Here is a 23,683-nt window from a genome sequence, read left to right on the forward strand (position 1 = left end):
CTGGATGTGCTCCGCGAATCCCTGGAGCACGCCCAACGAATTAACGCAGCCCAGCAGGTGCAGTGATGGCGGACAAGTTCCAGCTCAAGGCGTTGATCACCGGCGTCGACAAGCTGTCGCCGACGCTGGCGGGCATTCGCAAAAACGTTGCGGGTTTCCGCAAGCAGATGAACAGTTCGGGCCTGGGCAATATCGGGTTTAAGGATCTGGTCCAGGGCGGTGCGTTTGCCGCGCCGTTCATTGCTGGCGCGAAAGCGGCGATGGAATTCGAAACGGCCATGGCTGACGTGAGGAAGGTCGTCAACTTCGAAACGCCGAAGCATTTCCAGCAGATGGGACAGGACGTCCTCGATATGTCTGAGCGGCTGCCTATGGCTGCGACCGGTATCGCGGCGATTGTCGCCGCCGGCGGCCAGGCCGGTTTCGCCGCAGGCGAGCTGAAGCAGTTCGCCGAAGACGCGGTGAAGATGGGTATCGCTTTCGACCAAACCGCCGACCAGTCGGGCGACATGATGGCAAAGTGGCGGACGTCATTCAAACTGACTCAGCCCGAAGTGGTGGCCCTGGCTGACAAGATCAACTACCTGAGCAACATCGGGCCATCGTCAGCAGCACAGATCTCGGACATCGTCACCCGTATCGGCCCGCTCGGTGCGATAGCTGGCCTAGCATCCGGTCAGATCGCCGCCATGGGCGCCACCCTAGCGGGTGTAGGTGTGCCCAGCGAGGTGGCGGCCACTGGCATGAAGAACTTCATGCTGGCGCTGACAAAAGGCAGCTCGGCCACGAAACAACAGGCGCAGGCATTCAAATCTTTGCGCCTGGACGTGAAACAGGTTGCCAAGAGCATGCAAAAGGATGCCCAAGGCACAATCGAGGATGTGCTCGAGCGTATCGCGAAGGTGGACCCCGCCAAGCAGGCCGGTCTGCTGACGGAGTTGTTCGGCACCGAATCGGTATCCGCGATCGCGCCACTGTTGACCAATCTCGATCTTCTGAAAAAGAGCTTCGGCGCAGTAGGTAAAGGCGGCAAATTTGCAGGGTCCATGGAAGTCGAGTTCGCCGCACGATCTAAAACCACCGCCAATGCCATGCAGCTGCTGACCAACAAGGTCAACCGGCTGGGCGTGGAAGTCGGCAATGCTTTGCTTCCACCGTTCAACGACTTCATGACGTTGGTGGGGCCGCTTGTATCCGAAGTGGCTTCACTGGTCGCGCAGCACCCAGGCCTGATCAAGGGAGTGCTTGGCGCCGCGGTCGCCTATGGGGCGCTGCGGGTGGCGGTTACCGCCGCAATTTTCGTCATGAAGCTGCTCGACGGCACCATGAAGCGCTCCATTGTGGGCCTGGCTGTCATGGGCATTGCCCTGGCGGCTGGTGTGCTGATTGCCCACTGGTCCACGGTCGCGCCGTACTTCCAGCGCGTGTGGCAGCTGATCCAGGGGCCGGTGCTAGCCGTTTGGGATTTCTTCAAGGCCTTCGCCAATTGGGGCCCCATTGCCCAAGTCAGGGAAAACTGGGAACCGCTTACCGAGCTCTTCGGTGCGACTTGGAATTTGGTCATGGCACTTTCAACGCCGGTGATGGACTACCTCAAGACCATGTTCGACTGGTCGCCACTGGGGATGATCATCAACAACTGGGGGCCCATCACGGCCTGGTTCCAGCAGCTGTGGGAAAAGCTGCGGCCCATCATCGAGCCGATCATGAAGTGGTTCGGCGGCGGGGAGGGTGGTGAAGGAATCATCCAGAACGCCACCGACAAAGTGAACGCTTTCACCGAAGCCCAGCAGAAGCGCAACGCGGGCGCTGGCGGCGGTACCGGTGATTTGCTGATGGCTGACGCTGCTCAATCCGCCGCTGCGCGCCAGGCTATGAACAATCAGGCGTTCGGCATCAGTAACAACCAGCTTTTACAGCAGACCGCTGCCACCAACGGGCAAAAGCTCAACGGCGAACTCAACATCAACCTGAACGGCGCACCGCCGGGCACGACGATCGAGCAGCCGAAAACCAACCAGCCAGGGCTGAACATAAAGCCCAACGTCGGTACCCGTACCGTTGGCGTCATGAGGGGGTAGAACATGGCACGCGATTGGCGAAAGGAACTGCTGCCTGCGTCGTTCCGTGGGATCAACTTCTTGATCCCGCAGGCGTCGGTGCCGGTCGGCCAGAAGGGGCAGCTTCACGAATACCCGCAACGGGACGAGCCGTTCTTTGAACAGCTCGGCAAGCAGGCCCAGGTTCACACTATGACGGCCTGGGTCATCGGCGACGACTGCTTCGAGCGGCGCGACAAGTTGCTTGAGGCATTGCAGACCCCGGGCCCTGGTGAGTTGGTCCATCCATGGCTTGGCCGAATGCAGGTCAAGGTTGGCGATTGCAAGGTATCCCACGAGCTGACCGCCGGCGGTATGGTCAGCTTTGACCTGACTTTCTACCCGGACAAGCCGCTGACCTTCCCGACAGCCAAGGTCAACAGCCAGCAGCAGGTGGTGAAAGCGTCCGACAGCATGCTTGGATCGGCGTTGGAGCGGTACAAGCAGGCAATGGCGAAGGTTGATCAGGCCCGTCTGGGCCTGCTCCGTCTGCGCAACAGCCTGTCGAACGTCTACGCGGTCATTCAACAGCAGTTCGCCCCTTTCGTGGGGGTGTTTACCAACCTGACGGGGTTCGTCCAGTCGCTGATGAACTCGCCGGGTGCGCTGTCGTCGCTGTTTTCCAGCTACTTCAGCGACTTTTCGTTGCAGGACAGCGCTTTCTCCGACACGAGTTCGAGCTACAAAAACGCGGTGGCCACCACCACCCAGCAAACAGAGGCGGTGAGCGCCATCAACTCGGTGAGCCAGTCCGGCGGCATTGACTCGGCGGCAGCCGCCCAGGCGACCGCAAACCTGGTACAGGACGCGCTGCTGGTTCAGGTGGCGCTGATCATCAGCGAAATGCCAATCGCATCACAGCCCGTCTCCAGCGGATCAACGCCCAGCGTCGAGCAGCAGGCCATCCTGCCCGCGGTTCGGCCCGAGGTGCCCGTGGCGGACGACGTGCTGCAGCTGCGCGACAGCCTCAGTGATGCGATTTTCGAAGCATCGCTGAAAGCCGACCCCGCTCATTACGTCGTGATGAACACGCTGCGCCAGACCCTGGTGAAACACCTGACGGCGGTTGCGGAGTCTGGGGTGCGGCTGGTTGACATCACGCCGCCCGAAACCATGTCGGCCCTGGTGCTGGCTTACCAGCGCTTCGGCGATGCCACCCGCTCGGCGGAAGTCGTACAGCGCAACCGTATCCGGCACCCGGGCTTTGTGCCGGCGGAATCCCTGAAAATCGCCCAGAGGTAATTCATGACCGAAGATCAGAACACCGTCAGCCTCACGGTTGATGGTCTGGATTACTCCGGCTGGAAATCGGTCGAGATCGCCGCCGGGCTCGAGGATCAGGCCCGGTCGTTCACCCTTAGCATCACCTGGAAGTGGCCGGGGCAGAACGTCGCGGTACCGATCCGGCAGGGCGCCAAGTGCCATGTGCGTATCGGTGGCGACCTGGTGCTGACTGGCTGGGTGTTTTCGTCGCCGATTGACTACGACGACAAGCAAATCACAACGACCATCACGGGTCGTTCATTGACTGCCGATTTGGTGGACTGCGCGGCTGTGAACAAGCCCGGCCAGTGGAACAACCAGAGCGTGCTGACCATCGTTAAGGCGCTGGCGGGGCCCTACGGAATTTCCGTGCGCAGCGAGATCCCCGAGGGGGCGAAGCTCTCGGACCACACGATCGAGCCCGGAGAGACGGCCTTCGAATCCATCGACCGCTTGCTGACGCTGTTTCGGGTGTTCTCCACCGACGATGCGCGCGGCATGGCCGTGCTGGCCAGGCCAGGGAGTGAAGGGCGGGCCTTCGATCATCTGGAGGTCGGCAAAAACATCCTAACCGGTGGCGCGGCGCTGGATTTCTCCGGGGTGTTCTCCGAATACCAGGTGCTCGGCCAACGCTCGGGCACGGATGATGAGTTCGGCGCGGCGGCAGCAGAGGTCTCGGCTGTCCTGACGGATGATCGGACGACCCGCAAGCGGGTGCTGATCATCCAAGAATCGGGGCAGATGACCAACGAACTTGCGCAGGCCCGAGCCAACTGGGAGCGCGGCACCCGGATGGGCAAGGCGCTGGCGACCACCTACACCGTCCAGGGCTGGCGGCAAACGAACGGGGCACTCTGGAAGCACAACACCCTGGTGCGGGTTATTGATCCGATCATCGGCTTTGATCGGTGGATGCTGATCGCCCGGGTGACTTACACCCTGACTGACGCCGGCATGATCACAAAAATGGAGGTCGGCCCGCCAGATAGCTTTGAGCCGGAACCGCACGACCCGCACAAGAACCGCAAGTTGAAGAAGGGCGGCAAGGCCGACAACTTCGAATACCTGATTCCTGCCGACTACGAGCCTAAACAATGACCGTGAAAAATATGCTGGCGCGCGGCACTGTGGTGCTCGTCGACGCCTTGAAGAAAATGCAGTCCCTGCAAATGCGCCTTACCGCCGGCGAGCTGAAAGACAACGCCGAGCACTTCGAGCCTTACGGCTTCACCAGCAACCCGCTGGCCGGCGCCGAGGTGCTGACGGCCTTTATCGGTGGCGATCGCTCCCACGCCGTGGTGCTGGTAGCGGCTGATCGCCGGTACCGGATTCAGTCGCTGGAGCCTGGCGAAGTCGCGATCTACACCGATGAGGGCGACAAGATCCACTTCAAGCGCGGCCGGATTATCGACATCGAAACCGGCACGCTGAACATCAAAGCTACGACCGCGGTGAACTTCGAAACGCCGGTGATCAATCAGACCGGCCAGATTGTCTCGGCTGGCGACCAGTTGGCCGGCGGCATCAGCCAGATCGGCCACGTTCACACAGGCGTCCAGGCTGGTAGCGGACAAAGCGGCGCGCCCGCTGCGGGGGGGGGCTGATGGTTACTCAAACCTCCGTTGAATCTGCGCTGATTCGCGCGGTGGTGATCAGCCTGTACACCTGGCGCCGCGCTGACATCGATGACCAGGTAGACGATGACCAGTTGTATGGCTGGTGGGGCGACAGCTACCCGGCCATCGCCGATGACCGTATCGGATCGCGTCTTTGGCTGCTGCGACGGGTCAAGCTCACTGACGCCACCCAGCGGGACGCGGAGTTCTACGCCGCCGAGGCGTTGCGCTGGCTGATCGATGACGGCCACGTCCTGGACGTTTCCATCAGCAGCAACAGGGCGGACACCAATCGATTGAATCTCGGCGTGGTCCTGACCATCCCGGACGGCACGCGTGTGGAAATCCCCTCTACCCCTACATGGCAGGTGATCTATGCCGTTTGAAACGCCCTCGCTGCCGGTGCTGGTTGATCGCACCCAGAGCGACCTTGCCAGCGACACGCTACGCCGTTCGGATGCCCAGGTGCTGGCGCGCACGCTGGGCGGTACCGCGTACGGTTTGTACGGTTACCTCGACTGGATTGCCGAACAGATCCTGCCCGACCGCGCAGACGAAGAGACGCTGAAGCGAATTGCCCAGCTACGGCTGGCCCAGCCAAGAAACCCGGCCCAGTCTGCGTCGGGTGCCGCTTCGTTCCCCGCCGTGGCGGGCGCAGTGGTCGATGCTGAAACCGTGCTCCAGGCGGCCGATGGCCGAACCTACCGGGTGACCATGAGCGTTACCACCGTTGCAGGGCTCAATACCGCAACGGTTGAAGCGGTAGACGCCGGAACCCTGGGCAATGCCGACGCTGGCCTGGTGCTAACTCTTGTGCAGCCAGTGGCGGGCGTTACCAACAGCTTCACAGTGTTGGCGCCTGGGCTCACCGGCGGTATCGCGCAAGAGAGCATCGAGTCGCTGCGTGCCCGGGTGATTCGCTCGTACCGTGTCATCCCTCACGGAGGGTCGGCGGCTGACTACGAAACCTGGGCGCTAGAGGTACCCGGCGTCACGCGGGCGTGGTGCCGAGGCAACTACGTCGGGCCAGGAACGGTGGGGCTGTTCGTCATGCGTGACGGCGACGCTGAGCCTGTACCTAACTCGGCCCAGCTTGCCGAGGTGAAAGCCTACATCGAGCCGCTTCGCCCTGTAACTGCTGAGCTGTACGTGCTGGCGCCCGTTGAGGTGCCAGTGGTCTATAGCATCCACCCGGTACCGGACACTACGGCCATACGGGCGGCCATCCAGGCGCAACTGATTGACCTGCATGATCGTGAAGCCGGCCTGGGTGAAACCTTGCTGCTGACGCACATTGCCCAGGCCATCAGCGGCGCTTCCGGCGAAACGGACCACGACCTTGTATCACCTGTGGCCGATGTGCCGGCGGGTATCAACCAGTTGCTCACCTTCGGAGGCATCACATGGCTGTAGCCCGAACTGCCGACCAGTATCGACAGCAACTGAGCGGCCTGCTGCCGTCCGGCCCTGCCTGGGATCCTGAGCTGGTACCGGAAATCGCGGTGATTCTCGCTGGTGTGTCGCAGGAATTCGCCAGGCTCGATGCGCGCGCAGTCGATTTGTTGAACGAGATGGATCCGGCGGGCGTGAGCGAGCTGGTGCCCGACTGGGAGGTCATCATGGGCCTGCCTGATCCTTGCCTGGGCCTGAACCCAGCATTTGAGGATAGGCGCCTGGCCGTTCGGCGACGGCTCGTAGAGGTGGGTGGGCAAAGCATCTCGTACTTCATCGACATAGCGGTCAGCCAGGGTTACCCCGATGCCACTGTCACGGAGCACCGAGCCCCCCGGATGGGACGCTCTCGTTTCGGCGTGGCGCGGTTTGGTGGCTGGAATGCCCAGTTCATGTGGACCCTGAACACCGGTGGCCGACAGCGGCAAGGCCGGCGTTTCGGTGCGAGTTACTGGGGGGAGCGGTTCGGCGTAAATCCAGGCAACCCGCTCGAATGCCAGATCCGGCGCGCCGCCCCTGCGCACACCGTCGTGCAAATAAATTACAACTGAGGGATAAAGCGTGGACTTTCCGAAAAGCGTGCCGAGCGTAGGCCTGGTCGATGGGAAATTTGTTGATGAGGACGTGGTTGCAGGAACTCCCGGTTCGTTGATTCCTGCTCAATGGGGTAACGCAGTCACCGAAGAAGTTTTGAGTGTCATTGAGTCCGCCGGACTGACTCCGGACGAGAACAACAACGCCCAGCTCTTGGCGGCGGTGAACGTGAAGATTGCCGCAGCGATTCCAGGCTCGCCGCCCGATGCCTCGACAACGGAGAAAGGGCTCGTTGAACTCGCGACTAGTTTGGAGACCCAGACCGGAACGGATGCGCTGCGTGCAGTAACGCCGGCGGCACTAACTGCCCGCACGGCGACCGATACGCGCACGGGCGTTGTTGAGCTGGCAACTTCCACGGAGACCCAGACCGGAACTGATGCTGTCAGGGCTGTCACTCCAGCTGGTCTTGCGTCTCTCACTGCTACGGCGACACGCTCCGGCCTCGTGGAACTGGCGACAGACGTAGAGACTCAGACTGGCACCGATACGCTGCGTGCGATTACACCTGCTGGCCTTGCCTCTCTTACCGCCACAGATACTCGCGCCGGCCTGATAGAGACTGCCACGGCGGCAGAGGCCAGCGATGGGACCGATAACTCCAGGGCCGTTACACCGTTTGGTCTCTACCCATTGGTCCGGCCAACAACCATCACGAACCTGAATAGCCATTCTTTCGGGGACTTTACGGCGGACGCTGCCGCTACAGGATCGCCGGATCCAGCGGCTGGCGCGTTATGGGGAAGGACTTTCTCAAATCCAACCCTGTCAACTCTTAAGTTTCAATTGATGGGAGCTTCGGCGACGAACAAGGTTTATGCCAGGTTTTACAATGGCACAACTTTCGGTACCGCCAAAGAGATCGCCACCTCATCCTCGCAGCTGGCGGCTAGGGCCTGGGTCAAGTTCAACGGCACTGGAACGCTGAACGTGAACAAGTCTTACAACGTATCCAGCGTGACGGATAACGGAGTGGGGGCCTATACCATCAACTTTACGACGCCGATGGATGACATCAGCTATGCCTACGCCGGGATGGCGACTTCCATAGGCGGTACCGGGGTCTCTGCAGCCTGCGTGGATCAACATCCAACCAACGCACCGACTGTCAGCGCCTTGCCCATTGTTGTGAAGGCTAGCGCTGGCGGTGCGTATAACGATGCCCAAGGCATCTGCGTTGTTGTCTTCGACTAAGGCGGAATTAAATAATGAACGAAAGAATTATTTTCCAAGGCGAAGGCCAAACGATGGCCGTGGTCATCCCGTGTGATTGCGGAATTCCGGTTCTACAGATCGGGCTAAAAGATGTGCCGGATGGCGTTCCGTTCTGGATTGTCGCCGCGTCAGATATTCCAGAAGACAGGGTTCTGCGGAATGCTTGGGACCTGGACGTGGCGGCCATGGGCGAGCCGCACGGCGTGGGTGACAATTCCGCCTTTGCTGTTTGGTGGAATGAAAAACTGGCCGCAGAGTTGGCCCTTGAGCAGGAGCTGAACGCATGATCAAGATCAACGCGGAACGCGGCGCGAATATAGAAATGGCGCGCTTTGAACGGGCTGTACAAAGCACGCTCGATGCATCAGCCAAGGCCGCTGGCTATGACAACGTAATCACCGCGGTAAGCTACGCTGAGGAACCTGCTATCCCTAAGTTCCAGGCGGACGGTCAAGCCTTTCGGGCGTGGCGATCGAAGTGCTGGGACTACTGCTATGAGCAGTTGGCTTCGGTAAAGTCTGGAGTACGCGAACAGCCAACGCTTGAGGCTTTCCTGGCAGAACTGCCGCAGCTGGAGCTGCCGGCGTGAGCCGCTTCTCGCGCCCGCTGCGGGCTGAGCTGCAGAACGACCGCGAGACGTGGAGGCTACTTGACCCGCTTATCTATCTGGACGCCGTGCATGGCGTGATCGAGGTGCCGGCCGGATTCGAAACCGACTTCACCACCACAAAGCCGCTGAGGACAATTGCCGTCGCACTTCTTACCGCATCGGTGGTGCTGGCGATACTTCCGTGGGGGTGGCTGTGCTGGGTTGCGCTTTTGCTCGGCATTGCAGCGTTGGCTCTCTATGCGGCGATGGTGGGCTACGCCAACAAGCCATCGGCAGTGCATGACTGGGTCTATCAGACCCGCCGCTTGCCGCGACGAGAGGCCGACGACATCTACAGGCGCGCTTGCCGTGATGACGGTATTGCCAGGTGGCGCGCCTGGATCATGTGGATCGGCGTTCGCGTAGGCGCCGCCAGTCGTTACGGAAAACGCTAGGTCGAATCAAGGTGGTTCCGCCAGGCCCTAGAATTCCCAATAGCGCGCCCAGCTCGAAGTTTTACTGAAATTCCGCCACCCGCCATTGAGCGGGATTTTTTTGCCTGGAGAAAAGCTATGACTGTTTCTGAGAAGGATCGCGACATCCTGGCCCGCACCTTGTGGGGTGAGGCTCGAGGTGAAGGCTTGGTCGGGCAGATCGCGGTGGCCTGGACCATCCGCAATCGCGTGGAAGATGGCAAGGCCAAGTCCTGGTGGGGCGAAGGTTACGCCGGTGTCTGCCTGAAGCCCTGGCAGTTCAGCTGCTGGAACAAGAACGACCCGAACTATCCCTACCTGAGCGGCGTCAAGCCGATCCCGCCGAAGCAGTTCGCCCAGGCGCAGCGGGCGGCCGACCTGGTGATCTCCGGCCAGGAGCCTGACATCACCCGTGGCGCGACCCACTACTACGCCACGACCATGCCGAAGGCGCCAGCCTGGGCCAAGGATGCCACCCAGACCCTGCGCCTGGGCAATCATGTGTTCTTCAAGGACGTGCCATGAATCCCCTGGGGCTGAAGGCCTGGGCTGTCGGCGTGTTGGCGCTGCTGGTGCTGGCCGTGGGCGCGACGTGGAAGGTCCAGAACTGGCGCTACGGGAAACGGCTGGCGGAGCAGGACGGATTGCACCAGTCCGACCTGGCCGAGATCAGCAGGGCGGCAGCCGCCCAGGTCCAGGCGGCACAAGCCAACCGCCTGGCGCTCGAGCAGAAGCTTTCCACCAGCGAACAAACCCATCACCAGGTGCTGACCAATGTTCAGAAAGATCAGGATCGTTTGCGCGATCGCCTTGCCACTGCTGATGTCCGGCTGTCAGTCCTCCTTGCCGAGGATCCAGCCAGTTGCAATGCAGTGCCTTCCACCGCCAGCGCCGGCGGCGTGGTTCATGGAAGAGCAAGAGCCCAACTTGACCCAGCGCATGCTCAAAGAATTATCGCCATCACCGATGCCGGCGACCGGGGGCTGATCGCGTTGCGGGCGTGCCAGGCGTATGCTAGGGGACTGAGCAAGCAGAAATGAAAAGGCCCCGCAAATGCGAGGCCTAGAATTTTTTAGCGGCGTATTAAGCTGCTTGCTTGGCGCCTACATGGGATGCCAATGCTTTTTCGGTGGCGTCCAGCTTGCTCTCGATAGATTCGAGAATAGCTGCTGCGCGTTGAGCCAGTTTGGCAAATTCGAAATCGCTTAGCTTTTTCAAAGGAATGGCCTCATATCTAGTTGTTTAACAAATCTGTCGAGAGCGTCGGAATCGTCTTCATCGATCGCCTTCGCAATCCCTTCCATGCAACTCACATATTCCGCAGCTTTCTGCGCTGTGTGAGCATCATCAATCTGCTCCGCTAGAAGACCGATGATCGTGCATACTTCCCTGAACTGTGCAGCTATCTCAGCGTACGTCGGGTTTTCGAGCTTCAGAACGCTGATCGAATAGTTTTTCGCTTGGTGCAATACACGGTTTGCAGCATGTAGCACAGCGTCATACAGAAATGCAACCGTTTTCTGCTTCTTGTCTAGCTCTTCCTGAACCATCCCCGACGACCTTGCTCATTAGTAAAAGGTCGCGGGATTCTATAGCTATTGGTGAGACTGTCAATCTAGCTATCGGGTCACATCTCCAATATGGGCTACGTTTTTCGTCTCGTCAATCGAGTTTCTTTATCCATTCAATACAGCTATTCGATGCGTCTAGCACCTGTCATAACGCCGAAACAATAGCTTCCGCTTATGCCTGTACTGACACCTATAAATCGGAAAGTACTCAGTTTTCTTTACTATCCATTCGTCGGATTTGTCGGTTCTGTGTCCAGTATCTTGACCAGCTCCGGGCCTTGGTTGCGCACGTTGCCGACGGCGCGGTCCACCTTGAACCACTCGAAGGCCTCGGCCGGCTCACCCTGCTGCAAGACGATTTGCTCAGCGCGCTCCTTGGGCGTGGCCGGGTCCAGCCATTCCCGGGCAAGATCCGCCCCCAGGACCACCGGACGGCGATCATGAATGTCTATCATGCCGCCCTGGCTGTCGGCGGTGATGATGACAAAACCGTCGTGCCTTCCAGGCTCACGGCCACCGGTTGGGAACTGGCCGATGGCGGCGCAAAATATCGGCGCCTGGTCCCGACGGCGGATCAGGTAGGGCTGCTTCTTCGGTCCACCCTCATCGACCCACTCAAACCAGTTGTTGATAGGTGTGATGGCGCGGCTCGGCCAGATCGCACGGTAGAAGGGGCCGTGGGCGGCTTTCTCGACCCGGGCATTGATTGGCGCTGCCCGGTCTTTGGCCCAGGCCGGTCGCCAGCCCCAGGGCACCATGTCGGCGTGCAGGACGTCCGCCTCCTGGTGGAAGAGGGCGAGCTGCTGCGACGGCGTTCCGTTGTACCTCTCCAGTGGAAGGTCGCCGGCTGAATTGACCAAGGCGTTGGGCGTGCTCAAGGCCGCCACGAAGTCGTGAATGCCGGTGTATTGCGAGAGTCGTCCGCACATGGCGCCTGCTCCTGTAGTCACCTTGGCTGGGTGCTAGGGATTATGTCGTCGGGAAGTCTATCCCCTTCATAAACCTTGAGCCGACGGTGCAGCTCGGCGATAAGCGTGGTATTCGCCACACACTCACCATTCGACTTGTTCATCAGTTCGACATATCGAAGGTGCTCGGAATTCCACGCCCATTTCGCCTTCTCTAGCTCAGCCCGAAGCCTGGCGCACTCCTTGGCCTCAGTCGCGTGCATTTCCACCAAACCAAAAATGTCCTGGCGCGCCTTGCGTAGTTGGGTGGTCAGTTCCTGCACCTCGTTCTCCAGCATGTGACAGGATTGCCTGTACATCTCCAGAGGTGTGGGGCAGCCCAGCCAATCGCTGGTGTCTTCGATTTCAAACGGGTCCATGACCATGCCTTGCTTGATACTGTTTGGATATACAGTAATCGAGGCAAGGTGATGGAGGCGAGGGCGAGGCGACGAGCAGCGCTATTTCACTCAGGAGCCATCAGCACAGCGATTGTCAGCTTAATGAACTCCTCGTTCTTATCGATCGTATCCAGGGCGCCCCGCACATTATCGGCGACGTCTGCCGATCCGAGCGCTTCCACCCAGTTGGAAAGCTCCATGATGGCCGCTTCCAGCGCGAGCTGGTTCTCGTTGATCTTGCACAGCAGGGAAGGGAGAAGGTCCGAGTTGGGCATGTGACGACTCCTTGGGCAATCGGCCTGGCCTGGAGCAACTCGTCTAGCTCTTGCGTGAGACGGGCAGGAGATTTTAATCCGTAGGCTCCTGTTTCACCGGCAGCGCTGGAGGTTGGGTTGCGATTTGAGTGTCGGGCGGAATTCACGCTTGCGTCAGCTTCCGCATCAATCAAGGCTTGCAGTCGTTCTTCGTGAACCCTTAAGGGCCCAAAGCTTCGCACGCATGGGATGCGGCTTTCCTTCGCGAGACGATAGGCAGTGGTGCGACCGATGCCCAATATAGCCGCGGCCTTCGCGATTGATATCAGCGTCAAGATAGTGCGCTCCTGTTCACAGGCTGCAGTCATCACCAAGTCTGATCTTTATTCGGCGCGAACGAGTGCATCCATTCAACGATCTCTGACTGCCGCCACGCAACCGAATTGGGGCCTATCCTAACCTGCTTTGGAAATGTGCCTTCCCTAATGCGGCGATAAACTGTGTTACGGCCAAGGCCGGTGACGTGAAGTACCTCGTCGAGGCGCATGAAGCGATCGAGGCTGTTTGTTCCGGCTCTGCTTGGCATGGGCTGCTCTCCCTTCAGCGAAGAGTTACGAGCTTCGGTGGCGGGCGCCGCTTCCTGCCCACTTTCGGCGTCTTGTGCTCGCCATCCCGGCAGGCGCGCAGGAACTCCTTCACATCATCCTTGAGCCAGCAATGCCTAGCGCCCATCTTGAATCCCTTCGGCAGCCAATCAACGCCGCGGCGAATCCCTTCTCTTACCGAAGCTTCAGTTCGCCCGAGCATTTTTCCTAGGCCTGCTACGTATACGACCTCACACTCATCATCCATAGGGAACCTCCCCAGCCACGCATGCTTGGAATCTGACTAGAGCTTCCGTTTTCGTTTGCCCAAGATCGTCTCTATCAATCTGTCAAATTCTTCCTTGGTTGCGTGAGCGGGCGCCGTTTTCCTAGTGGCCGCTCCGGGCTGCGCTCGCGAGATTAGCTGTGCAGCGGATCCCGGCTGTTGCGTTGGTGCGCAGATCGACGGATGTTTTTCGATAGCGTTAGCGGCAATGTACGCATCCGCCCAGGCATCTAGCTCCACACGGTCAAAGCCGACGCCCTGCTTGCCGATCGGGAACTCGCGAACGTTTGGCCGAACTGTCTTGTTGAACTCATCCCGGCACATACCCAGGTAAGTCGGCGCTTGAGAGGCCCTAAGGATTCGGGGTTGAACAAGTGGTTTGGTCATGGGCGCACACTTTCACGCTTTATGGGAGGTACGGCCACCTCTTGCTGCGCAGCGAGCGACAGTTTGACTCAAGTAGGAGGGGCCGTACTCGTTTGAGCGTAGCAGGTGATGGCATGCTCTGCGAATTACTGCTGGCTGGTCTGGCTCTAAGTCGGAGGAACGGCGGGCCGAAGGTGCCGCGATGCTGGACGGGAATTGATAGTGCATGGACCCGGCCTGGATCTCGGGGCCGTCGTTATGGCTTTTCGGAATGTATTGAGATAGGGCGGGAGAGCTCCGACGCGTGTCTAAAACTACCTCTATCTATCTCTGTTTCATTGATCGAAACACATGCGAATCACGCTAAGAGTTTTAGACGCGGAATGTCTGTAGCCCGCGTGGTGCGCAGCCTAAGCGACCCTCCAGCCCATACTGCTGCATCATCGGGGTGTGGCTGGAAAGGTCGTTCACGGCTGTATTCATGGGTGTCAGGCAAGCTCGTTGAAAGGTGTAGGGCAAAAGGAGGGGCATTGGCCCGGCTTTTCCGCGATGGGCGCAAGGTTAACATGGGTGGTCGGGGGGGACCCAGGCGTGAGTGGTTTTTGGGGTGGGGTGTATATCCGTTATTTAGGTAATGGCTGCTGACGGTTCCGCTCTTACAGCGGCTCACTTTTGAGAAGCGCAAAAGTAAGCAAAACGCTCATGCCCCACCACTCGGTGCCTCGCCTAGGCTCGGCATGCCTGAACGAAGGCATTGCTCCGTGGGCCGCCGCGAAGGGCCATCCATGGCCCAGCGCGGCTAACCCGGCATCCATGCCGGGTTGCCCACTGCGCAATACCTCGTTCAGCCAGCGTGGTTAACGGGGCGCCGAGATCAACGTCCACGCCGAGGCGGCCTGGTAGCCGACCTGGCTCTTCCGGTCGTACACCCATCATATCTGTGGGAGCAAAGCTTGCTCGCGAGGCGGCCTGATAGCCGACTTGGCTCTCCCGGTCGTACACCCATCATATCTGTGGGAGCAAAGCTTGCTCGCGAGGCGGCCTGACAGCCGGCCTGTCTCTCCGGCTGTACCCCGATCCAATGTGGGAGCGAGCTTGCTCGCGATGACGGCAGCCAATACAACTCAGTTGTCACTGGACTACCGCTATCGCGAGCAAGCTCGCTCCCACAGTGATGACTCGGGCTTCTCTTAGGTCTCGGCTTGCATCATGGATGCCTACCTCACCTCGACCACATCCAACGCCCGATTCGCCAGCAACTGGCTCAGTTCGATCATCTGTTGAACCCCCAGCAAGATATTCCGTCGCGAACCCTTCAGGTCGAATGCCAGGTCACTGACCATGGCGTTGGCCGAGGCCAGGGTTTCGCTGAGGTTGGCGAGCAGGCATTCGGCGTCGATGTTAGGGGCGATGATGAAAAGGGTGTCGGGTGTGTCAGAGGCTTCCTTGTCGGTTTTCGGCTTGAGGTAATAGTCCAGGGCGCGAGTGGCCGCGTCGTCGAGTTTCTTGGCGTTGGCCGATTGGCTGCGGGAGACGTGATCGTCTGGGGGATTTTGCGTGTTCTTCGGCATTCTATTGGATCCTTGAAGTTGAGCCACCACTCACTCGCGACTAAACGAGGGGTGGCAGCTGTACGCAGGTTAGTCGACCGGGGATCCAAGGAACCGGCGCGCCCGAGGGCGCCCTGCGCACAACTACCATCAAGTGCAGGAATAGAAGTACCTGACTGAATGGAGCAATGAGCACCTTGGAATACCGAGCGACTAAACCCGATCACTGATGGGCAGTGACAGGATCAAAAGTACCGATGGGCTCCAAGGCGCACAAGCCGGCGGATTCTGGCGTAGTTGTAGGCAGAGGCGCAAGGAAACGTAGCCTTGCGTCGCACATTTGAAGGACGGGGGCGGTGCGTTTTCCTAAGGGCGTGTAGGGCGATTCAATGGCGAGGGAGCTTGCTCCCGCTTGAGCGCAAAGCGCTCACAAAAAGGGTCTGCTGCGCAGCCCAGCGGGAGCAAGCTCCCTCGCCACAATGGATGCAAAAGGCAGGAATTGCATATTTATGCAAAACAGCATTTGTCTTCTGCGAAAAGAACAAGCACTATGCGCGTTATGCAAAAACGCAACGTTTCTTCCGTATTAAGAGCATTGCTCGATCAGCACGGGATCTCCCCCACGGAGCTTCACCGGCGTACCGGCGTGCCTCAGTCCACCCTCTCGCGGATCCTCAGCGGCAAGATCGTCGATCCTTCGGATAAACACATCTCGAAGATCGCCGAATACTTCGCCGTGAGCACCGATCAGTTGCGCGGGCGCGCGGACGTAGTGCCCGCCGGCAATGCCCGCCGCGATGAGCCGCATTCCGAACTCAAGGACATAAGCCTGTGGGACGACGAAACACCCGTCGAAGAAGACGAAGTGTCGGTCCCTTTTCTGCGCGAGGTTGAATTGGCTGCTGGATCAGGAAGATTCGTCATCGAGGAAAGCGAGCGCTCAAGCCTGCGCTTTGGCAAGCGCAGCCTGCGCCATAACGGTGTGCAATTCGACCAGGCCAAGTGCGTGACGGTGCGCGGCAACAGCATGTTTCCGGTGTTGCGCGACGGGGCCACGGTTGGGGTGAACGCAGGCAAGTGTGGGATCGGCGACATCGTCGACGGTGATCTCTATGCCATCAATCACAACGGCCAACTGCGAGTGAAGCAGCTTTATCGCCTGCCCACCGGCATTCGCCTGCGCAGTTTCAACCGTGATGAACATCCGGATGAGGACTACACCTTCCAGGAAATGCAGGATGAGCAAATCGTCATCCTCGGTCACGTCTTCTGGTGGGGCATGTACGCCCGTTAACCCCTCCACTGTCAGATAAAACCCGCCGTCGTGCGGGTTTTTTTTCGCCTCCTGAAAACCCGCGACCCCCGTATTTACGAGGCCTCAATGCATTTACGCATCCATCATGCATAAATAAATGCATTTGCGCATTGACTGGATATGCATCCATGCATATTCTGTGTCCAAGCCGCTCGACAAAGCGGCTGGCAACGAAGCTCTTTAGTTCCACCAACAGGCAGCGATGAACCGGCCTTAACGGTTCAGAGGGTTGGCAACTGACCCGGGTGTGCAGCGTAAAGCACCAGAAGCAGTTATCCGGCGGGCAGGGACCGCGGTCGGAAGAACAATTTGAATGGATCCGTACCGCGCCAGTCGCGCCGAAAGATCAACTTCCTTCTGGCCATTGGTCAAGGAAGGCGAAGGAGCGCATTACTGAAAAGCCCGGTTCATTGCCGGGCTTTTTGGAATGCCTACCTGAAGCAGGCAGATCGAAGAGTGCCGGAGTACCGGCAATCAATAAGGATATGAGCATGAAAAAATACGCACGTGTTGTGGGCGGCAAAGTCGACAACATCTACGAAACCGTCAACCCGATCTCTGAGGAGTTCCCAGCAGACCAACTTTGGATTGACGTTACTGGCAGGTCCAGCGCTGAGGTCGATTATGACTACAACGCAGTCAACACTGATGGGCTCTGGTCGTTCAACTCTGGGTTCCCTTGGCCACAGACTGCACTTGCGGAGCAGATGCGTATTGAAAAAAGCAGGCGACTCGACAGCGTCATGACCCAAGTGGCGTCTTCGGGATTGCAATTCAAAGTCGATCTGGGCGTCGCTACCGCCGCCGAGCAGGCTTACTTGATTGCCTTCAAGGAGTATTGCGTCGCCTTCACTCAGGTCAACAAACAACCCGCTTTTCCACTGAGCATTGTTTGGCCAGAGTTGCCCTGAACGGAGTGTCTTCTTGAAAAGCCCGGCGCAGTGCCGGGCTTTTGCACTGCCTTTCAACACTCATCCATTACCCCCCCAGGAAACGAGACATGACAAACGAGCAACAAGCGTTGCTGGACATGCCGATCTGGCTGGTCATCGTGCTCGCCCTGGTGGGCGGGGTGTCCGGCGAGATGTGGCGCGCAGACAAGGAGGGCGCCCGTGGCTGGTCGTTATTGCGGCGCCTGGCCTTGCGCTCCGGTGCCTGCGTGGTCTGCGGCGTATCGGCAACCATGCTTTTGTACGCCCTCGGCATGTCGATCTGGAGCGCCTGCGCCCTGGGTTGCCTGACCGCCATGGCCGGTGCCGACGTGGCGATCGGTCTTTACGAGCGCTGGGTCGCCAAGCGGCTCGGCGTATGCGAAGTGCCGCCGCGGGACGTTCCTCCCAACCAGCCGTGAATCGACAGCGCTGATCCATACCAAAGGAGGCGATCAATGCCTGCCCTTATCGAAAAACCGTCGCAGTTGTTCTCGGCCATTGCCCAGACGCTGCGCGCCATTTATCCCGCCTTGAAAGTCGGCAGCCCCCAGGATTTCGATGGCACCGACGATCAACCCTGGGTGCTGATTGCCCTTGAGCGTGATGCGCCCGGTCACCGCGCCAATGACGGGCGTATCGCCCATGTCCTGACGGTGTCCTTGCAAGTGGTCATGGCCGTTCCAGGATGGGATGCCTGCGATCTGGCCGGGGAGCTGAAACACCTGGTCATGGACAACCGCTGGGGTCTGTCGGGCGATCAATGCGACCTGCCCACGGAGCTCGATGGCCTGCCATCCACCTTCATTAACCCGGCACGGGCGTACACCGCCTGGACCCTTTCCTTCAACCAAACCCTGTACCTCGGCCCGACGCTGCTGGAGGACCCGCTGGGTATCCCGAAGTTTGCCCGCACCTGGGAAGTGTCGAACATCGACGACCCGGACCAATACACCGCACTCGAGGGTTGAGCCATGTTTGATGCGCTGTTACGGATGCATCTGGGGCCGATCATCGAGCGTCTGGCGCAGATGGAAACCGAGCTGGAAGACATGCATCGGCGGGCGGAGAGTTTCTGCCGCATCGGCGTTTGCCAGGAAGTCGACGCGGCCAGCAATACCTGCAAAGTCAGCCATGGCGGTCTGCTGACCCCGGCGATCCGCTTTTTCAATCCGAGCGCCGGTGCCCAGAGCGAGTCGCGGATCCCGTCCGTGGGCGAGCAATGTCTATTGCTCAACCATGGCGGCGGCGAGGGCGGTGGGCAGGCGGTGGCGTTGTTCGGCCTCAACGGTGGTCAGTTCCCGCCCGTCTCGACCCAGGCCTCGCTGACGCGGCGCCTCTATCAGGACGGTACGGAAAACGGCTACGACCATGCCAGCCATGTCCTGCACTGGCAAAACGGCCCGGCGGCGTTCAGCGGTTCTCGTGAATCCCTGCTGTTGAACATTGGCCCGTCGCGGCTGGCGATGACACCCGAAACCATCGAATTGCAAGTCGGCGCCGTCGGCATTCGGCTCGACGCCTCCGGCGTGCACCTGAGCGGCCCGGTGGTGGATCACCAGGGACGCGTCATCAGTACCGCCTAAGAGATTTCCTCATGATTGGAATCGATCGAAATACCGGCGCCACGGTCGACGACTGGCTGCAGTTTGTGCAGCGCGCCACCCGTGCATTGACCACGCCGTTGGGCACTCGCCAGAAGCGCCCGTTGTATGGCTGCGCACTCACGCAATTGCTGGGGCAGAACCTCGGTGACGACCTGCTGATCCTTGCCCAGAGCCACGCGGCCCAAGCGTTCTACAACCCGGACAACGGCATCGATGATTTCGAGCCGCAGGTCATTGTCGCCAGCCGGCACGGTGCCGGATTGCTGCTGCGTTTCGCCGGCACCTGGAAAAACCGCAAACAGACTTTCGAGGTGGTGACATGAGCATGTTGATACCCGGCCAGAACCAACTGGCCGAACCGGCCATCGTCACTGTCGAAGCGTTCGAGGATCTGCTGGCAGAGTTCAAGACCTTCGTGGTCGAGTACGTCGGCGCACGCTCTCCCGCCAGCGCCGCCAAATTGGTGGACAGCCTCGAGAACGAAAGCGAACTGCTGACCCTGGCCCTCGAGGCGTTCTGCGTCCGGCTGCAAACTCACGAACGTAAATACAACGCCCGCATCAAGCAGATGTTGGCGTGGTGGGCCACGGGCACCAACCTCGACGCTCGCCTCGCGGACATGGGCCTTGAGCGCCAGTTGCTCGACCCGGGCGACCCGGCAGCATTCCCGCCCATCGCCCCGGTCTACGAGAGCGACGATGACGCCCGGTTGCGTTATTACCTGGCGCCCCACGCCCCGGCGGCCGGCTCGCGCATGCAGTATCGGCGGGAGATCTTCACCCTTGGCGAACGGCCAGCGGTGAAGGTGGAAAACGCCTCGGCGGGTGTGGTGACGGTCACCTACACCTTCGACCCGGATGGTCATGCTGCGCAGGTCAAGGATGGTAATGGGCGTCGCACCGCACCGGGCGAAGTCACGGTCACGGTGCTGTCCCGTGACGGCGACGGCACGCCCACCGAGGCGCTGCTCGACGGTGTTCGCCAGCATTTCGCCCGGCCTGATGTACGACCGGAAACGGACCTGGTCATCGTGCAGGCCGCACAGATCAAACCTTACAAGATCCGCGTCTTGGCGAAGATCAATGCCGGCCCGGATTCGGGCTTGACTCAGGTTGCCGCCGAGCAGCAGTTGCAGGCGTATGCCGAGGCGTGTCATCGCCTGGAAGGTCGGGTTGACCCAAGCTGGATCGACTACACGCTGCACAGCGCGGGCGCGGTTCAGCTGCAGATTCTCGAACCGCTTGCACCGATAGTAACGACGGCTTTCCAAGCCCCGTACTGCACGGGCATCGAGGTCGAGGTGGATACGTTATGAGTGACGACACACCTCGCCCGAGCCTGCTGCCGGTCAACAGTTCACCGCTGGAAAGGGCACTGGATCTGGGGTTCGCTCGGCTGCTCGAAGGCATCGATCCGCCGTTTCCCGAGCTGATGAACCCGGCGACCACGCCCTTGGCGTTCCTGCCGTATCTCGCGGCGGATCGTGGGGTCAACGAGTGGAGCTCCGCGGCGCCCGAAGCTGAAAAGCGCCTGACCGTTGAGCTCGCCTGGCCAACCGCCCGGCAGGCCGGGACGCGAAAGGCGCTGGAAAACGCGGCCAAGGGTTTGCAACTGATGCCTGAAGTGCGCGCCTGGTATGAGCAAACACCCCCTGGCCCGCCCTACAGTTTTTCCGTCAGGGCGTTTACCGAGCAGCCCTACAGCGAAGAAATCGACGCCCGTCTCGACCGTCGCCTGGCGGATGCCAAAAGCGAGCGCGACACCTTGAAGGTGTCTGTCGGCTTGAGTGCATTCGGCCGTCACGTCATCGGCGCCGCCACGCTGTGCGGCGAATTGACCACGGTTTATCCGATCGTCATCGAAGGGCTGGAAGCCTCGGCTCAGGTCTTCATGGCTGCCGGGCTCTACACCGTCGAAACCTCCACTATTTATCCACAGGGGTCCTAAATGGCCGACTACTACACCCTGCTCACCGATGCGGGGATCGCCTACGAAACCGCCTGCAAGGCGGCGGGCACACCGATCAAGCTGTCGCAGATTTCCGTCGGTGACGGCGGCGGCACGGAATACAACCCGGCCGCAACCGCTACAGCACTCAAGCGCGAAGTCTGGCGCGGGCCGCTCAATGCGCTGTTCCAGGATGAAAACAACCCGAGCTGGCTGCTGGCCGAGGTCACCATCCCGTCCGACGTCGGCGGCTGGTATGTGCGTGAGGCCGGGATCTGGACCGATACCGGGATCCTGTACGCGATTGTCAAATATCCGGAATCGTTCAAGCCAGTGTTGGCGACGTCCGGCTCGGGCAAAGAGTTCTACATTCGGTCGATCTTCGAGACCAGCAATGCTGAGCTGGTGACGCTGCTGATTGACGATACGGTGGTCAAGGCGACGCGGGCCTGGGTGACCGGCTACGTGGCCGACGAACTCGCCAAGCTCGACAGGAAGCAGTCGGTGCGGGTGGCGACAACGGCCAACATTGTCTTGAGTGGCGCGCAGGCGATCGACGGTGTTGCGGTGATCGCCGGGAATCGTGTCCTGGTCAAGTCCCAGACCTTGGCGAAAGACAACGGTATTTACGTGGCCGCGAACGGCGCTTGGGTTCGGGCAAAGGATGCCGATGCGAGTGCCGAAGTGACCTCGGGGTTGATTGTTTCGGTGGAGGAGGGCACGACGCTTGCCAACACGATCTGGCAGTTGATTACCGATGGTGCGATTGTGCTGGGCACTACGGCGTTGGCGTTTCAGAACATCACTCAAGGATTTGCGCCGCTCAATTCGCCGGTGCTGGTGAATCCGACGGCAAATACGCCACCGATTTTCGATAGCAGCAAGTTGCTGGCCACTACCGAGTTTGTAGAGCGCGCGAAAGGGAACTATCGAGGATTCCTTAATGCAACATCCAATACGACGCTGGTAGCTTCTACGGCGTTCGGTTCTATGGTGTCCTGCCTTGGGACGTTTAACGTCACTCTACCTGCTGCCAACAGCGGCGGTGCAGGCGGAACGGTAAGCCTTCGAAACCGGGGGACGGGTGTAGTAACCATTTTTTGTCCAGGTTCAGACAATATTAAGTCGGGCAGTCTTACTAAGACGACGATGGTTATGCCCGCGGGTTCCACGCTGGATCTTACTACTGACGGCGCCAGCGGGTGGTGGGCATCAGGCTCTGCCCAAATTGTGGATTCGACAGCCATCAACTCCTTAATTGGCAATTATTCGGGCATAAAGATCATTACTGCGTCGACTGCGCTGACGGTAAACGATACTGGATGTCTAATTATCGGATCTGTTGGGTTGGCTGGTTTAGATGTCACGTTGCCAAAACTATCAACGACAACACCTGGCCAATCAATCATTATTTCCGCAGGTGCAGGAAGTTTCAATTTGCAAGCCTTTGCGGGCGATCTGATATCTATCGGATTATCTGTTCTGTCCTCTGTTCCTATTGATGTCTTCGAAAGCATCATATTGGTTTCCCATTCTGGTGGATGGAGGGTGGTGTCAGGTACCGTACTGACTAAATACTCGGGAATGTTCTCCACTAGTATCGGGCCTAGCGGCAGTCAAGATTTTCCGAGCGGGCTGATCCGTCAATGGGGAACTTTCAACGCAGCTTCTGCGATTGCTGGCGGTGCCTATACAACGTTGACGATCACGCTGCCTAAAGCGTTTCCAAACGGACTTCTTTCCGGTTCAGCGGCAGTCCATAGCCAAGGCTTGTCGAACGCACAGCCTCGGCCTAACGGCACTTCAAAGAGTTCTATTGCGATTTGTGTGAATAACAACTCTACCGTGTCACTCAGCAATACCGTTGGAAGCTGGGAATATTGGGGATATTGATCATGACTGTATTTTTTTGCGCCGAAACAGGCGGCTTTTATCCCGGAGAACCTTATGGCGATGCAGTCGGGAAGGAGTGCGTAGAACTTTCTCAGGAAGCCTACCAAGCCTTGAGAGATGAGATTGATCAAGGCAAAGAAATAAAGGTCGTCAACGGTTGGCCCAAAGCCTTTGAGCGGGTGATACCACCAGATCAATTGATCGCCTTTGAGCGTAACTGGCGCGATTTTGAAATTCGAAGCACTGAATGGTTGGTCGCACGTCACCGTGAAGAACAGGAATTAGGGTTGGCTCCTACGTTGAATGCAGAGCAGTTTCCCGTGTTGCTCTCCTATCGTCAGGCGCTTCGGGACTGGCCGCAAGCATCTAACTTTCCTTCCTTGGAATCGCGGCCGATTGCGCCTCTTTGGCTCACCGAACAATCCCAATAAACGCCCCGCACCGACGGGGCGTTTTCTTACCCATCCAAAACCCAACAACCCCTTCCTCAAGGGTTTTTTTCATATCTGGAGAAACACAAATGGCACTACGCCAAACCTACACCGTGCTCCTCCCATTCCCCACCGGGGGTGGTCACTGGTCGAGCGTCGGCCAGGAACTCGATCTGCTCGACGTCGAGGCCAACGCCTTGCGCAGCGCCGGTCGCCTGGCGCTGAAAAAAACCGAAGCCGTCGAACCGGCTTCTGCATCCAACAAGGCCTTGAAGGCCGCCACCAAAAAGGCTGAATAACC

At 59.4% G+C, this 23,683-nt stretch carries 31 protein-coding genes and 1 pseudogene; 24 read left to right on the forward strand and 8 right to left on the reverse strand.

Going from position 1 to position 23,683, the window contains the following annotated elements; all coding sequences use genetic code 11:
- The first annotated feature begins 65 nt into the window (after nt 1-65).
- From HU749_RS06955 to HU749_RS07015, 13 genes are all read left to right on the forward strand, one after another.
- A complete protein-coding gene (locus HU749_RS06955; RefSeq protein WP_186651725.1) occupies nt 66-2,081 on the forward strand; it encodes a phage tail tape measure protein in 2,016 nt (671 codons plus the stop codon).
- A gap of 3 nt (nt 2,082-2,084) precedes the next feature.
- Nucleotides 2,085-3,341, forward strand: coding sequence for a DNA circularization protein (locus HU749_RS06960; protein ID WP_186651723.1), 1,257 nt, complete (start codon nt 2,085-2,087; stop codon nt 3,339-3,341).
- A 3-nt stretch (nt 3,342-3,344) separates the two neighbouring features.
- Nucleotides 3,345-4,460 carry a phage baseplate assembly protein gene (locus tag HU749_RS06965; RefSeq protein ID WP_186651721.1) on the forward strand — a complete coding sequence of 372 codons (1,116 nt, stop codon included), beginning with the start codon at nt 3,345-3,347 and terminating at the stop codon, nt 4,458-4,460.
- Nucleotides 4,457-4,966 (forward strand): phage baseplate assembly protein V, encoded by a 510-nt coding sequence (locus HU749_RS06970; protein WP_186651719.1) that lies wholly within the window; start codon nt 4,457-4,459, stop codon nt 4,964-4,966. Before HU749_RS06965 ends, HU749_RS06970 begins: the two co-directional genes overlap by 4 nt.
- Nucleotides 4,966-5,364: a phage GP46 family protein gene (locus tag HU749_RS06975; RefSeq protein WP_186651717.1), complete on the forward strand. Its 399-nt coding sequence runs from the start codon at nt 4,966-4,968 to the stop codon at nt 5,362-5,364. Before HU749_RS06970 ends, HU749_RS06975 begins: the two co-directional genes overlap by 1 nt.
- Nucleotides 5,354-6,391, forward strand: coding sequence for a baseplate J/gp47 family protein (locus HU749_RS06980; RefSeq protein WP_186651715.1), 1,038 nt, complete (start codon nt 5,354-5,356; stop codon nt 6,389-6,391). Before HU749_RS06975 ends, HU749_RS06980 begins: the two co-directional genes overlap by 11 nt.
- A complete protein-coding gene (locus HU749_RS06985; protein ID WP_186651713.1) occupies nt 6,382-6,981 on the forward strand; it encodes a YmfQ family protein in 600 nt (199 codons plus the stop codon). The genes HU749_RS06980 and HU749_RS06985 overlap by 10 nt, the downstream gene beginning before the upstream one ends.
- 10 nt (nt 6,982-6,991) lie before the next feature.
- A complete protein-coding gene (locus HU749_RS29165; RefSeq protein ID WP_225919138.1) occupies nt 6,992-8,218 on the forward strand; it encodes a hypothetical protein in 1,227 nt (408 codons plus the stop codon).
- Between the two features lie 14 nt (nt 8,219-8,232).
- Nucleotides 8,233-8,526 (forward strand): hypothetical protein, encoded by a 294-nt coding sequence (locus tag HU749_RS06995; RefSeq protein WP_186651711.1) that lies wholly within the window; start codon nt 8,233-8,235, stop codon nt 8,524-8,526.
- Nucleotides 8,523-8,828, forward strand: coding sequence for a hypothetical protein (locus HU749_RS07000; RefSeq protein WP_186651709.1), 306 nt, complete (start codon nt 8,523-8,525; stop codon nt 8,826-8,828). Before HU749_RS06995 ends, HU749_RS07000 begins: the two co-directional genes overlap by 4 nt.
- On the forward strand, nt 8,825-9,283 hold the full coding sequence (locus HU749_RS07005) for a DUF1353 domain-containing protein (protein ID WP_186651707.1): 459 nt from the start codon (nt 8,825-8,827) through the stop codon (nt 9,281-9,283). The genes HU749_RS07000 and HU749_RS07005 overlap by 4 nt, the downstream gene beginning before the upstream one ends.
- Nucleotides 9,284-9,400: 117 nt before the next feature.
- On the forward strand, nt 9,401-9,826 hold the full coding sequence (locus tag HU749_RS07010) for a cell wall hydrolase (RefSeq protein WP_186651705.1): 426 nt from the start codon (nt 9,401-9,403) through the stop codon (nt 9,824-9,826).
- Nucleotides 9,823-10,341 (forward strand): lysis system spanin subunit, encoded by a 519-nt coding sequence (locus HU749_RS07015; RefSeq protein ID WP_186651703.1) that lies wholly within the window; start codon nt 9,823-9,825, stop codon nt 10,339-10,341. The genes HU749_RS07010 and HU749_RS07015 overlap by 4 nt, the downstream gene beginning before the upstream one ends.
- A 174-nt stretch (nt 10,342-10,515) precedes the next feature.
- Here the strand turns inward: HU749_RS07015 and HU749_RS07020 are convergent, their stop codons facing one another.
- From HU749_RS07020 to HU749_RS07050, 8 genes and pseudogenes are all read right to left on the reverse strand, one after another.
- Nucleotides 10,516-10,851: a hypothetical protein gene (locus tag HU749_RS07020; RefSeq protein ID WP_186651701.1), complete on the reverse strand. Its 336-nt coding sequence runs from the start codon at nt 10,849-10,851 to the stop codon at nt 10,516-10,518.
- A gap of 242 nt (nt 10,852-11,093) precedes the next feature.
- The gene (locus HU749_RS07025) at nt 11,094-11,801 is read right to left on the reverse strand and encodes an SOS response-associated peptidase family protein (RefSeq protein ID WP_186651699.1); all 708 of its coding nucleotides are present in this window, start codon (nt 11,799-11,801) and stop codon (nt 11,094-11,096) included.
- A 17-nt stretch (nt 11,802-11,818) separates the two neighbouring features.
- Nucleotides 11,819-12,199, reverse strand: coding sequence for a hypothetical protein (locus HU749_RS07030; RefSeq protein ID WP_186651697.1), 381 nt, complete (start codon nt 12,197-12,199; stop codon nt 11,819-11,821).
- An 86-nt stretch (nt 12,200-12,285) separates the two neighbouring features.
- Nucleotides 12,286-12,495, reverse strand: a complete 210-nt coding sequence (locus tag HU749_RS07035; protein WP_186651695.1) for a hypothetical protein — start codon at nt 12,493-12,495, stop codon at nt 12,286-12,288.
- A gap of 176 nt (nt 12,496-12,671) precedes the next feature.
- Nucleotides 12,672-12,842: pseudogene (locus tag HU749_RS29460) on the reverse strand (helix-turn-helix domain-containing protein); the annotation flags it as partial.
- The gene (locus HU749_RS07045; RefSeq protein ID WP_186651693.1) at nt 12,842-13,060 is read right to left on the reverse strand and encodes a helix-turn-helix transcriptional regulator; all 219 of its coding nucleotides are present in this window, start codon (nt 13,058-13,060) and stop codon (nt 12,842-12,844) included. The gene HU749_RS07045 and the pseudogene HU749_RS29460, both read right to left, overlap by 1 nt.
- Before the next feature lie 302 nt (nt 13,061-13,362).
- On the reverse strand, nt 13,363-13,668 hold the full coding sequence (locus HU749_RS29570; RefSeq protein ID WP_437127841.1) for a hypothetical protein: 306 nt from the start codon (nt 13,666-13,668) through the stop codon (nt 13,363-13,365).
- Nucleotides 13,669-14,927: 1,259 nt separating this feature from the next.
- Nucleotides 14,928-15,281, reverse strand: coding sequence for a DUF6124 family protein (locus HU749_RS07050; protein ID WP_046065010.1), 354 nt, complete (start codon nt 15,279-15,281; stop codon nt 14,928-14,930).
- Between the two features lie 538 nt (nt 15,282-15,819).
- Between HU749_RS07050 and HU749_RS07055 the strand changes: the two genes are divergently transcribed.
- The 11 genes from HU749_RS07055 (at nt 15,820) to HU749_RS07105 (ending at nt 23,681) form a co-directional block, all read left to right on the forward strand.
- Nucleotides 15,820-16,554, forward strand: coding sequence for a LexA family transcriptional regulator (locus HU749_RS07055; RefSeq protein WP_186651822.1), 735 nt, complete (start codon nt 15,820-15,822; stop codon nt 16,552-16,554).
- Nucleotides 16,555-17,066: 512 nt separating this feature from the next.
- Nucleotides 17,067-17,486 (forward strand): tail fiber assembly protein, encoded by a 420-nt coding sequence (locus HU749_RS07060; protein ID WP_186651691.1) that lies wholly within the window; start codon nt 17,067-17,069, stop codon nt 17,484-17,486.
- An 89-nt stretch (nt 17,487-17,575) separates the two neighbouring features.
- Nucleotides 17,576-17,926, forward strand: a complete 351-nt coding sequence (locus HU749_RS07065; protein WP_186651689.1) for a phage holin family protein — start codon at nt 17,576-17,578, stop codon at nt 17,924-17,926.
- Between the two features lie 36 nt (nt 17,927-17,962).
- Entirely contained in the window at nt 17,963-18,475 is a 513-nt protein-coding gene (locus HU749_RS07070; protein ID WP_095974588.1) for a hypothetical protein, read from the forward strand.
- A 3-nt stretch (nt 18,476-18,478) separates the two neighbouring features.
- Nucleotides 18,479-19,090, forward strand: a complete 612-nt coding sequence (locus HU749_RS07075) for a phage baseplate assembly protein V (protein WP_014336816.1) — start codon at nt 18,479-18,481, stop codon at nt 19,088-19,090.
- An 11-nt stretch (nt 19,091-19,101) separates the two neighbouring features.
- Nucleotides 19,102-19,434, forward strand: a complete 333-nt coding sequence (locus HU749_RS07080) for a phage baseplate protein (RefSeq protein WP_014336817.1) — start codon at nt 19,102-19,104, stop codon at nt 19,432-19,434.
- The gene (locus HU749_RS07085) at nt 19,431-20,426 is read left to right on the forward strand and encodes a baseplate J/gp47 family protein (RefSeq protein WP_014336818.1); all 996 of its coding nucleotides are present in this window, start codon (nt 19,431-19,433) and stop codon (nt 20,424-20,426) included. The genes HU749_RS07080 and HU749_RS07085 overlap by 4 nt, the downstream gene beginning before the upstream one ends.
- Nucleotides 20,423-21,058, forward strand: coding sequence for a phage tail protein I (locus tag HU749_RS07090; protein WP_079303597.1), 636 nt, complete (start codon nt 20,423-20,425; stop codon nt 21,056-21,058). Before HU749_RS07085 ends, HU749_RS07090 begins: the two co-directional genes overlap by 4 nt.
- Nucleotides 21,059-22,951, forward strand: coding sequence for a phage tail protein (locus HU749_RS07095; protein ID WP_186651687.1), 1,893 nt, complete (start codon nt 21,059-21,061; stop codon nt 22,949-22,951). It abuts the gene before it with no gap.
- A gap of 2 nt (nt 22,952-22,953) precedes the next feature.
- Nucleotides 22,954-23,382 (forward strand): tail fiber assembly protein, encoded by a 429-nt coding sequence (locus HU749_RS07100; protein WP_186651685.1) that lies wholly within the window; start codon nt 22,954-22,956, stop codon nt 23,380-23,382.
- 89 nt (nt 23,383-23,471) lie between these two features.
- The gene (locus tag HU749_RS07105) at nt 23,472-23,681 is read left to right on the forward strand and encodes a hypothetical protein (protein ID WP_186651683.1); all 210 of its coding nucleotides are present in this window, start codon (nt 23,472-23,474) and stop codon (nt 23,679-23,681) included.
- Nucleotides 23,682-23,683 lie beyond the last annotated feature (2 nt).

The sequence above is a fragment of the Pseudomonas ogarae genome (assembly GCF_014268695.2).
GTDB lineage: Bacteria > Pseudomonadota > Gammaproteobacteria > Pseudomonadales > Pseudomonadaceae > Aquipseudomonas > Aquipseudomonas kilonensis.